This window comes from Silanimonas sp. (assembly GCF_044377035.1).
Taxonomy (GTDB): Bacteria; Pseudomonadota; Gammaproteobacteria; order Xanthomonadales; family Xanthomonadaceae; genus Silanimonas.
On record NZ_JBILJW010000034.1, the window covers coordinates 1 to 11,307 of the forward strand.

Here is an 11,307-nt window from a genome sequence, read left to right on the forward strand (position 1 = left end):
CGTGTGCCGACGGTTGTCGGAGTCGAACGGCGACTTGCGCACGAGGCGATGGACGCCGGTCTCGGTCTTCAGCCAGCCGTAGGCGTAGTCGCCCTCGATGCGCACCGTCGCCGACTTGATGCCGGCCACGTCGCCGCCGCTGACTTCCATTAGTTCGGTCTTCCAGCCGCGCGACTCGCACCAGCGCAGGTACATGCGCAGCAGGATCTCGGCCCAGTCCTGCGCTTCGGTGCCGCCGGCGCCGGCCTGGATGTCCACGAAGGCGCTGGCGCCGTCCATCTTGCCGCTGAACATGCGGTTGAACTCGAGCTTCTCCAGGTGCACCTGGGCGGCATCGACGTCGGCGACGACGGCGTTGAAGGTGTCCTCGTCGTTCTCCATCTCGGCGAGCTCGAGCAGCTCAAGCGCGCCGGTGAAGCCCTCGTCGAGCGTCTTCAGGCCGTGGACGACCTTCTCGAGCGCCGCGCGCTCGCGGCCGAGGCCCTGCGCTTTCTCGGGATCGTTCCAGATCGTCGGGCTTTCCAGCTCGCGACTGACTTCTTCTAGGCGTTCGACCTTCTGGTCGTAGTCAAAGGTACCCCCTCAGCACATCCAGCCGGCCCTTGAGGTCGGCGATGCGCTGGCGCACGGGATTGGTCTCCATGGCGCGTTCTCGGTGTTCGTGAATGACCGGCGATTCTAGCAGGCCGCCCACCAGTGCCGGACCAGCAACTGCACGTCGCGCCGGCCCCGGAAATCATCGAGGTCGAGGCCGAAGGCCATGCGCACGCGCGCAGGCGGCGCGCCGAGGGCGGCGCCACCGAAATGGATGGCGTTCACCGGCCCAAGGCGGCCTGGCATGCCGAGCTCGAACTTGAGGTGCCGCTCCGCGAGGACCTTCCACGAGCGCACCTCGAATTCGCCGTCGAAGAGCGGCTCGGGGAAGCCCTGCCCCCAGGGCCCGGCCAGGCGCAGCGCCTCGGCGGTGGGGCGATTCAGCTCCTGCGGCGCGAGTTCACCGTCGGACCAGAGCTCGGCCTCGCGCAGCTCGTCGGTCAGTCGCCGCGCCACCGCGGCCTCGAAGGCGTGGCGGAAAGCGTCGAAATTGGCGGCGTCAAGGCTCAGCCCCGCCGCCATCGCGTGGCCGCCGTAGCGGAGGATCAGGCCGGGATGCAGGGCGTCGACATCGGCCAGCGCGTCGCGCACGTGCACGCCGGGGATGGAACGGGCGGAGCCACGAAGGGTCGTCGATCCGGCATCGGCGGGCGCGAAGGCGATCACCGGGCGGTGCAGCTTCTCCTTGAGCTTCGAGGCCACCAGACCGACCACGCCAGGGTGCCAGCTATCGTCGCGCAGGCAATAGGCGTCGTGCCCGCCTTCCGGCAGCGGCAGCGCCGAGGCGGCGGACTCGGCGTCGTCCACCATCTGCTGCTGCAGTTCGCGACGCTCGGCATTGATGGCGTCGAGCTGCTTCGCGAGCTGCATGGCGCGCTCGGCATCGTCGGTGAGCAGGCACTCGATGCCGAGGGTCATGTCCTCCAGCCGACCGGCGGCATTGATGCGCGGGCCGATGCCGAAGCCGATGTCGGTGGCGGTGAGCACCGGCAGCCGCCGTTGGGCAACCTCGGCGAGCGCCAACACGCCGGGCTGCCCGCGGCCTTCGCGCAGGCGCTTGAGCCCGGCGGCGACGAGCAGGCGGTTGTTGTCGTCCAACGGCACGAGGTCAGCCACCGTCCCCACGGCGACGAGGTCGAGAAGACCGGAAAGATCGGCCTCCGCGCCGGGCTCGCCGCGCTCGCGCAGTCGCGCGCGCAGCGCCAGCAACAGGTAGAAGACCACGCCCACGCCGGCAAGCGCCTTGCTCGGGAAACCGTCGCCGCGCAGGTTCGGATTGACGATGGCGTCGGCGGCGGGGAGTTCCTCGCCGGGCAGATGGTGGTCGGTGACCAGCACCTGCCAGCCTCGCGCTTTCGCCGCGGCCACGCCGGGCAGGCAGGCGATGCCGGAATCCACCGTGATGACGAGGTCCGGCGCGATCGGCGCCAGTTCCTCCTCGATGAGGGCCGGCGACAGGCCGTAACCGTGTGCGATGCGATGCGGTACGCGATAGGACACGTGCCTCGCGCCGAGCATGCGCAGGCCGCGCACCGCGACCGCCGTGCCGGTCGCACCATCGCAGTCGAAATCGCCCACCACGACGATGTGGGCATCGCGGCGCAGCGCGGCATGCAGAAGGTCGACGGCGGCGTCGATGCCGCCCAACTGCTGTGGCGCCAGTAGCTTCGCCAGCTTCAGATCGGCCTGTTCGGCGGAAGCAATGCCGCGCGCCGCATAGAGCCGCTGCAGCAGCGGCGGAACGTGCGGCGGCCAGTCACCGAGCGACGCCAACGCGCGGCGGCGAAGGATGGGCGATGCCGTCACGTGAAGCCTTGGAAGGCCGGTTTCCAGAACCGCCAGCGCTGAGCCGGCTCAACGGCCCTCAGATGGCCGTCGGCGAAATCAAGACGCACCTGGGCGTATGCCCCCTGCCCCATCGCGGCCAAGGCCAGGGCCAACAGATCGTCGATGACCGCCCAGCGCCGCTCGGCGCGGAGGTCGATCAGGCCGGGCTTCGTGGCATCGACGCGATCACTTACCGCGGCACCGGCCGCCTGCGCATACGCGGCCAGTTCGGGGTCGGCGGTGGCGACATGACCGACAGGGCCTTCGATCTGGTCGGGAAGCCCGCCCTCGCCCCAGAACCACAGGCTGTTTGCGGGCGGCAGGCCGCGGCGCGCGCGCTCGGCATTCACCGGGTGCTGGTGCATGAGCACCTGCGCCTCGCCCATCAGGCTGCGCCAGCGGCGAGCGTCGGGGCCCTCGGGCAGATAGGGGAATGCGTCATCGCCGAGCGCCGCGAGCGGATGCGGGAACATGGGCAGCCGAGTGTCGCGCGGGCATTGCACCGACCAGGCTTCCGCCTCGCGGGCTTCGAGCGCATAGCCGAACTCACCGAACAGCGGCTTCAGCGGTGCCATCAACGCTTCCGACTGTTCCGCCGTGAGCCCGAGGTTTCCCCAGGCCATCAGGCGCGCCGTGGTGAGATCGGGCTGCAACCACACCGGATCGGCGCGGAGCCATTGGAAAGGCTGCACATCGGACTCGTGCTTCGCGCGGCGCTCGATCAGCGCCGCGCTAGGCCACTGGCCCGCAGGGCGCACGCGGAACGGCCGGCGAAGCTGGGCGAGTTCGCCCGCCTCGGCCTCGATCGTGGCCGCACGCCCCAATGCCTTCGCGACGCCGGGCGACGGAGCCTGGCCGGCGAAGTACCTGCGAGCCGGGAGCAGCAGCGTCAGCACGAGGTCAGGGGATGTAGCTGACGCCGGTGATCTCGAACTCGCGCTGGCCGCCCGGCGCTTCGATGGTGACGGTGTCGCCTTCGTGCTTGCCGATCAAGGCGCGCGCGACCGGCGAGGAGATCGAGATCAGCCGCTGCTTGATGTCGCTCTCGAGGTCGCCAACGATGGTGTAGGTGACCTTGTCGTCGGTGTCGACGTCGGCCAACTCGACGGTGGCGCCGAAGACGATGCGCGAGCCGGCGTTCAGCGAGGCGATGTCGATCACCTGCGCGTGCGACAGCGTGTACTCCAGCTCCTTGATGCGGCCTTCGATGAAGCCCTGCATCTCGCGCGCCGCATGGTATTCGGCGTTTTCCTTGAGGTCGCCGTGGGCACGGGCCTCGGCGATCGCCTCGATGACCCTCGGACGGTCGACGGTCTTCAGCTTTTCGAGCTCGTCGCGCAGGCGCGTCGCACCCTTGCTCGTCAGCGGGGCTCTCATGCGTTCAGTTCCTTGTGCAGTTCCTGCAGCGAGGTCACGCGCGGGTTGTTGCGCGCGTCGATGGCGCCGACCAGCGCGCGGGCGCCGGCGACGGTCGTCGAGTAGGTGACGCGGTGCTGCAGCGCCTCGCGGCGGATGGAGAAGGAGTCGGCGATCGCAACCTTGCCTTCCGTTGTGTTGATGACGTAGCTGATCTCGCCGTTCTTGATCAGATCGACGATGTGCGGGCGGCCCTCGGCCACCTTGTTGATGCGTTCGACTTCGAGGCCTTCGGCGGCGAGGAACTTCGCCGTGCCTTCGGTGGCCACCAGCTTGTGCCCACGGGCCAGCAGGTCTCGAGCCACCGGCAGCAAGCGCTGCTTGTCGGCGTCACGCACCGAGCAGAACACCTTCTTGCCCGGGGCCGGGGCCTTGATGTTGGCCGCTTCCTCGGCGCGCGCGAACGCCTCCTCGAAGGTGGGACCGACGCCCATGATCTCGCCGGTGGAGCGCATCTCCGGGCCGAGGATCGGGTCGACGCCCTGGAACTTCGCGAACGGGAAGATGGCTTCCTTCACCGAGAAGTACGGCGGGATGATTTCCTTGGTCGCGCCCTGCTCCGCCAGCGTCTGGCCGGCCATGCAGCGCGCCGCGATCTTCGCCAGCGGGCGACCAATGGCCTTCGAGACGAAAGGCACGGTGCGCGAGGCGCGCGGGTTCACTTCCAGCAAGTAGATCGTCTCGCCCTGGATCGCAAACTGCGTGTTCATCAGGCCGATGACCTTCAGGCCACGCGCGAGCTGGGCGACCTGCACTCGCAGGCGATCCTGGATGTCCTTGCTCAGCGAGTACGGCGGCAGCGAGCACGAGCTGTCGCCGGAGTGCACGCCCGCTTCCTCGATGTGCTCCATGATGCCGCCGATCAGCACGTTGCCGTCCTTGTCGGCGATCACGTCGACGTCCACCTCGACAGCGTTGTCGAGGAAGCGGTCGAGCAGCACCGGCGAATCGTTCGAGACCTGCACGGCTTCGCGGATGTAGCGCGAGAGGTCCTCGTCGGAATACACGACTTCCATCGCGCGGCCGCCGAGCACGTAGCTTGGGCGCACGACGAGCGGGTAGCCGATCTCCTTGGCGTGGGCCAGCGCCTGCTCGGCGTTGCGGGCCGTGCGGTTCGGCGGCTGCAGCAGGCCGAGGTCATCGACGAGCTTCTGGAAGCGCTCGCGGTCCTCGGCGAGATCGATGCTGTCCGGCGAGGTGCCGATGATCGGCACGCCGTTGGCTTCGAGCGCGCGCGCGAGCTTCAGCGGCGTCTGGCCGCCGTACTGCACGATCACGCCCTTGGGCTTCTCGAGATCGACGATCTCCAACACGTCCTCGAGCGTCAGCGGCTCGAAGTACAAGCGGTCGGAGGTGTCGTAGTCGGTCGAGACGGTCTCCGGGTTGCAGTTGACCATGATGGTCTCGAACCCGTCCTCGCGCAGCGCGAGGGCCGCGTGCACGCAGCAGTAGTCGAACTCGATGCCCTGCCCGATGCGGTTCGGGCCGCCACCGAGCACCATGATCTTGTCGCGGTTCGTCGGATTGGCCTCGCACTCGTCCTCGTAGGTCGAGTACATGTACGCGGTCGAGGTGGCGAATTCGGCGGCGCAGCTGTCGACGCGCTTGTAGACCGGGCGCACGCCGAAGGCGCGGCGCAGGGCGCGCACGGCCGACTCGTCGGTGCCGACCAGCTGGGCCAGGCGCGCGTCAGAGAAGCCGGCGCGCTTCAGGGTGCGCAGGCGCGGCTTGTCGAGGCCGGCGAGACCGCCGGTGGCGACGTCGCGCTCCATCGCGATCAGCTCCTCGATCTGGTCGAGGAACCACGGGTCGATGTAGGAGAGCTTGTAGACGTCGTCCACCGACAGGCCGGCGCGGAAGGCCTCGCCGACGTGGAACAGGCGCTCCGGGCGGGCGTCCTTGAGCTCGCGCTTGATGCGGGTCAGGCCTTCTTCGCCCTTGCCCGCATCGCCGGTCGGGTCGAAGCCGACCTTGCCGATCTCGAGGCCGCGCAGGGCCTTCTGCAGCGACTCCTGGAAGGTGCGGCCCATGGCCATCACTTCGCCCACCGACTTCATCTGCGTGGTGAGGCGGGCGTCGGCAGCGGCGAACTTCTCGAAGGCGAAGCGCGGGATCTTGGTGACGACGTAGTCGATCGACGGCTCGAACGAGGCCGGGGTCAGGCCGCCGGTGATGTCGTTCTTCAGCTCGTCGAGCGTGTAGCCGACGGCGAGCTTCGCGGCGATCTTGGCGATCGGGAAGCCGGTGGCCTTCGAGGCCAGCGCCGAGGAACGCGACACGCGCGGGTTCATCTCGATGACGACCACGCGGCCGGTCTGCGAGTTGATGCCGAACTGCACGTTCGAACCGCCGGTGTCGACGCCGATCTTGCGCAGCACGGCGATCGAGGCGTCGCGCAGGCGCTGGTATTCCTTGTCGGTGAGCGTCTGCGCCGGCGCGACGGTGATGCTGTCGCCGGTGTGCACGCCCATCGGATCGAGGTTCTCGATCGAGCAGACGATGATGCAGTTGTCCGCGGTATCGCGGACCACTTCCATCTCGAATTCCTTCCAGCCGAGCACCGATTCTTCAACCAGCACCTCGCTGGTGGGCGAGAGGTCGAGGCCGCGGGTGACGATCTCGACGAGCTCCTCGCGGTTGTACGCGATGCCGCCGCCACTTCCGCCGAGCGTGAAGCTCGGGCGGATGATAGTCGGGTAACCCACCGTGGCCTGGATCTCGATGGCCTGCTCAAGCGAGCGCGCCACCTGGGCTTTCGGGCATTCGAGGCCGATCTCCTTCATCGCCACGCGGAACAGCTCGCGGTCCTCGGCCATGCGGATGGCCTCGCGCGACGCACCGATCAGCTCGACGCCGTACTTTTCCAGCGTGCCGGCGTCGGCCATGTCGAGCGCGCAGTTCAGCGCGGTCTGGCCGCCCATCGTCGGCAGCAGCGCTTGGGGCTTTTCCTTCGCGATGATTCGCTCGACCGTGGCCGGATTGATCGGCTCGATGTAGACGGCGTCGGCCATCTCCGGGTCGGTCATGATCGTCGCCGGGTTGCTGTTCACCAGAACGACGCGATAACCCTCTTCCTTCAGCGCCTTGCAGGCCTGCGCGCCGGAGTAATCGAACTCGCAGGCCTGGCCGATGACGATCGGGCCAGCGCCGATGATCAGGATGGTCTGGATGTCAGTGCGCTTCGGCATGTCAGCGGGCTCCCTGCGGGTGGGCCTGCATCAGGCCGATGAAGCGGTCGAACAGGCCGGCCACGTCGTGCGGACCGGGACTGGCTTCGGGATGGCCCTGGAAGCTGAAGGCCGGCACGTCGGTGCGCGCGATGCCCTGGTTGCTACCGTCGAACAACGAGCGGTGCGTGACGCGCAGCGTGGCGGGCAGCGTGCCCTCGTCGACGGCGAAGCCGTGGTTCTGGCTGGTGATCATCACGCGGCCGGAATCAAGGTCCTGCACCGGGTGGTTCGCGCCGTGGTGGCCGAACTTCATCTTCAGCGTCTTCGCGCCGCTGGCCAGCGCCAGCAGCTGGTGGCCGAGGCAGATGCCGAAGGTCGGCACGCCGGCCTTGAGGATCTCGACGATCGCGGCGATGGCGTAGTCGCAGGGGGCCGGGTCGCCGGGGCCGTTGGAGAGGAACACGCCATCGGGCTTCATCGCCAGCACATCGGCGGCGGGCGTCTTGGCCGGCACGACGGTGAGGCGGCAGCCGCGGTCGGCGAGCAGGCGCAGGATGTTGGTCTTCACACCGAAGTCGTAGGCCACGACGTGGAAGCGGCCGTCGGCCTTGGCGAAGCCGCCACGGTCGAGGTCCAGCGAGCCTTCCGTCCACTCATGGGCGCGGTCGGTGGTGACGACCTGGGCGAGGTCAAGGTTCTTCAGGCCCGGGAACTTGCGGGCGGCCTCGATGGCCTTGTCGGCGTCGATCTCGCCGGCCATCAGCGCACCATTCTGGGCACCGCGCTCGCGCAGCAGGCGCGTCAGTTTCCGCGTATCGATACCAGCAATCGCGACCACGCCGCGCTTCGTGAGCCATTCCGGAAGCGCCTCGCGGCTGCGCCAGTTGCTCGGGCGGCGCGGCACGTCGCGGACGATCAGGCCGGCGCACCAGACCTTGGCGGCCTCGTCGTCTTCCGGCGTGAACCCGGTGTTGCCGATGTGCGGGTAGGTCAGGGTGACCATCTGCCGCGCGTAGGAGGGGTCGGTCAGGACTTCCTGGTAACCGGTGAGTGCGGTGTTGAACACCACTTCACCGACGGAAAGGCCGGGCGCGCCGACGGAAACGCCCTCGAACACGGTTCCGTCTTCGAGCGCGAGGATGGCGGGTTGGGTCACTTCGATCGCCTTACGGTGGGGTGACTCGCGCGCGGCGTGCGCTTCCCTTGCACCGGCCGAAGGCAGGCGCATGGGAGGGGAGTCAGGCGAGCCGGAATTCTAGCCGCGAAGCCCGCGTGACGCCAGCGGAATCCGCCTTGGGCGCCGGCATCTCGTTCAGCGAAGCGCCGAATCGCGGGCCCGTCAGTCCCGGGCTTTGGCCGCGACCCAGTCGCGCATCGTGTAGTGGCCCGGAGGCTGCCCGGCCAGCCATTCGCCAACGGCCAGGGCGCCGCGGGCGAAGATGTCGCGCGAGGTGGCCCGATGGGCCAATTCCACCCGTTCGCCCTGCCCGGCGAACTGCAGCCAGTGTTCGCCGACGATGTCGCCGGTACGCAGGCTGGCGTAGCGCGGCTCGGCACCGCCCGCCTTGGCCGACGCCCCGAGCGCCAAGGCCGTGCCGGAGGGCGCGTCCTTCTTGTGCACGTGGTGGCTTTCGACGATGTCGAGATCCCAGCCCGGCAGGGCGCGGGCCGCGCGCTCGACGAGGTCGGATAGCACCGCCACGCCGAGGCTGAAATTCGCCGACCACAGCACCGGAATCTGCCGGCTCGCTGCCTCCAGCGCCTTGAGTTGGGCGAGCGACAAGCCCGTCGTGCCGCTGACGAAGGCCGCCCGGCGCTGCACGGCCAGAGCCAGGGCCGCGTCGAAGGCTTCGGGCAGGCTGAAGTCGATCAGCAGTCGGAACGCGGGCGCTTCGGAAAGCCGCATCGCCGGGATGGCGACGCCTTCCGGCACCACGAGGCCGGCCGTACCGCGCGCGACCGCGGCGACCAGATGCAAACGGGCGAACTCGGCGGACAGCGCGAGGAGGCGCTGGCCCATGCGGCCCGAAGCGCCGTGGACCAGCAGGTCGATGGAAGTCGTCATGCGCGCAAGGCTACGCGCCGCGGCGCGCCGCCTGCAACGCAGTCGGGCACGGAGCTCAGCCCGTCATGCGGTCCCAGAACGCGCGAACGCCATCGAAGAAGGTGCTCGACTTCGGAGAGTGGCGCGCCGCCTCCTCGCCTTCGAAGGTCTGCTCGAACTCCTCGAGCAGCTCGCGCTGTCGTGCGGTGAGGTTCACCGGCGTTTCGACGACGACGCGGGCATGCAGGTCGCCGGTCTGGCGCGAACGCACCGAGCGCACGCCCTTGCCACGCAGGCGGAAAAGCTTGCCGGTCTGCGTTTCGGCGGGAACCTTGATCTCCACTTCGCCTTCCAGCGTCGGCACCGCGATGCTGGCACCGAGTGCGGCCTGCGAGAAGCGGATGGGGATCTCGCAATACAGGTCGTCGCCGTCGCGCTCGAAGACCGAGTGCGGCCGCACCTGCACGTCGACGTAGAGGTCGCCGCTGGGCGCGCCGGGCTGGCCGACCTCGCCCTCGCCCTGCAGACGGATGCGGTCGCCGGTGTCGACGCCCGCCGGGATCTTCACCGACAGCGTCTTCTCCTGACGCACGCGGCCGGTGCCGTGGCACACCTTGCAGGGCTTCGGGATGATCTTCCCGCTGCCACCGCAGGTCGGGCACGGCTGCTGCATCTGGAAGATGCCGCGCTGGATGCGCACCTGGCCCATGCCGCGGCAGGTGCCGCAGGTCTCGGTCTTCTTGTCCTCGGCGCCGGTGCCCTCGCAGGAACCGCAGTTCGCCATCGTCGGCACGTCGATGCGCTTCTCGATGCCGGCGACGGCTTCCTCGAGGTCGAGTTCCATCACGTAGCGAAGGTCGGAGCCGCGGCGCGGACCGCTGCGCTGCCTCCCACCGCCGAAGATGTCACCGAAGATGTCGCCGAAGATGTCGCCCATGTCGGCATAGCCGCCCGGGCCGCCGCCACCGCCGCCCATGCCCTGCTCGAAGGCGGCATGGCCGTGCTGGTCGTAGGCGCGGCGCTTGTTGGCGTCGGAAAGGACGTCGTAGGCCTCCTTGGCCTCCTTGAACGCTTCTTCCGCCGACGCATCGCCGGGATTTCGGTCGGGGTGGTGCTTCATCGCCAGCCGGCGATACGCCTTCTTGAGCTCGTCTTCCGACGCGCCCTTCGAAACGCCCAGCACCTCGTAGTAATCCCGCTTGCTCATCCGCTACCCGCTGTTGGTGTCCACGAACGACGCCGCGTTGACCGGTTGTTCCGGTCGAACGCGGCCCGTTGATCCATCCGAGCCGTAAGCCCGGAGGGATACGCCTTACTTGTCTTTCTTGACCTCGGTGAACTCGGCGTCGACCACGTCGTCCGCCTTGCCCGCCGATGCCCCCGCACCGGCATCACCGGCTTCCGCCGGACCGGCCGAGGCCGCGGCCTGCAGCGACTGGGCGGCCTGCGCCAGCGCCATCGTCTTGGCTTCGATCTGGCCTTTGTCGTCGCCCTTCATCGCGGTCTCGAGGTCGGCCAGCGCGGTCTCGATCGCGCCGAGCTGGTCGCCCGGCACCTTGCTGCCGTGTTCCTTGATGGCCGTGCGGGTCTGGTGGATCAGGCCGTCGGCCTGGTTGCGGGCCTGCACCAGCTCCTGGAACTTCTTGTCTTCTTCGCGGTTCGCTTCGGCGTCCGCGACCATGCGCTGGATCTCTTCCTCGCTCAGGCCCGAGCCGGCCTTGATCTCGATCTTCTGCTCCTTGCCGGTCTTCTTGTCCTTGGCCGACACGTGCAGGATGCCGTTGGCGTCGATGTCGAAGGTCACTTCCACCTGCGGCATGCCGCGCGGGGCGGCGTCGATCCCGGCGAGGTCGAAGCGGGCCAGCGACTTGTTGAAGCGGGCCTGGTCGCGCTCACCCTGCAGCACGTGCACGGTGACGGCGCTCTGGTTGTCCTCGGCGGTGCTGAAGACCTGCGAGGCGCGGGTCGGGATGGTGGTGTTCTTCTCGATGATCTTGGTCATCACGCCACCGAGCGTCTCGATGCCCAGCGACAGCGGGGTGACGTCGAGCAGCAGCACGTCCTTCACCGAGCCGCCCAGCACGCCGCCCTGGATGGCGGCGCCGACGGCGACGGCCTCATCCGGGTTCACGTCCTTGCGCGGTTCCTTGCCAAAGAACTCGGCCACGGCCGCCTGCACCTTCGGCATGCGGGTCATGCCGCCGACGAGGATCACGTCGGTGATCTCCGCGGTGCGCAGGCCGGCGTCGTTGAGCG

At 68.7% G+C, this 11,307-nt stretch carries 8 protein-coding genes and 1 pseudogene; all 9 read right to left on the minus strand.

Annotated elements, in window-relative coordinates; translation table 11 throughout:
* Positions 1-643, minus strand: a pseudogene (locus ACIQ6S_RS13520) (PCRF domain-containing protein); the annotation flags it as partial.
* Between the two features lie 35 nt (positions 644-678).
* The gene (recJ, locus tag ACIQ6S_RS13525) at positions 679-2,400 is read right to left on the minus strand and encodes a single-stranded-DNA-specific exonuclease RecJ (RefSeq protein ID WP_397608810.1); all 1,722 of its coding nucleotides are present in this window, start codon (positions 2,398-2,400) and stop codon (positions 679-681) included.
* Positions 2,397-3,317, minus strand: coding sequence for a phosphoglycerate mutase (locus ACIQ6S_RS13530; protein WP_397608811.1), 921 nt, complete (start codon positions 3,315-3,317; stop codon positions 2,397-2,399). Before ACIQ6S_RS13530 ends, recJ begins: the two co-directional genes overlap by 4 nt.
* A 4-nt stretch (positions 3,318-3,321) precedes the next feature.
* Complete coding sequence (gene greA / locus ACIQ6S_RS13535; RefSeq protein ID WP_397608812.1) at positions 3,322-3,798, minus strand: transcription elongation factor GreA; 477 nt, start codon at positions 3,796-3,798, stop codon at positions 3,322-3,324.
* Positions 3,795-7,025: a carbamoyl-phosphate synthase large subunit gene (carB, locus tag ACIQ6S_RS13540; protein ID WP_397608813.1), complete on the minus strand. Its 3,231-nt coding sequence runs from the start codon at positions 7,023-7,025 to the stop codon at positions 3,795-3,797. The genes greA and carB overlap by 4 nt, the downstream gene beginning before the upstream one ends.
* Before the next feature lies 1 nt (position 7,026).
* Entirely contained in the window at positions 7,027-8,163 is a 1,137-nt protein-coding gene (gene carA / locus ACIQ6S_RS13545; protein WP_397608817.1) for a glutamine-hydrolyzing carbamoyl-phosphate synthase small subunit, read from the minus strand.
* Between the two features lie 183 nt (positions 8,164-8,346).
* On the minus strand, positions 8,347-9,072 hold the full coding sequence (locus ACIQ6S_RS13550) for a 4-hydroxy-tetrahydrodipicolinate reductase (RefSeq protein ID WP_397608814.1): 726 nt from the start codon (positions 9,070-9,072) through the stop codon (positions 8,347-8,349).
* A 55-nt stretch (positions 9,073-9,127) separates the two neighbouring features.
* Entirely contained in the window at positions 9,128-10,258 is a 1,131-nt protein-coding gene (gene dnaJ / locus ACIQ6S_RS13555) for a molecular chaperone DnaJ (protein ID WP_397608815.1), read from the minus strand.
* 105 nt (positions 10,259-10,363) lie between these two features.
* A partial coding sequence (locus ACIQ6S_RS13560; protein ID WP_397608816.1) for an Hsp70 family protein occupies positions 10,364-11,307 on the minus strand: 944 nt, incomplete at its 5' end.

Bases quoted from the DNA above. Each gene is read 5' to 3' on its own strand.
- ACIQ6S_RS13550 (WP_397608814.1), bottom strand. From the start codon at position 9,072: ATGACGACTTCCATCGACCTGCTGGTCCACGGCGCTTCGGGCCGCATG.
- carB (WP_397608813.1), bottom strand. From the start codon at position 7,025: ATGCCGAAGCGCACTGACATCCAGACCATCCTGATCATCGGCGCTGGC.
- greA (WP_397608812.1), bottom strand. From the start codon at position 3,798: ATGAGAGCCCCGCTGACGAGCAAGGGTGCGACGCGCCTGCGCGACGAG.
- dnaJ (WP_397608815.1), bottom strand. From the start codon at position 10,258: ATGAGCAAGCGGGATTACTACGAGGTGCTGGGCGTTTCGAAGGGCGCG.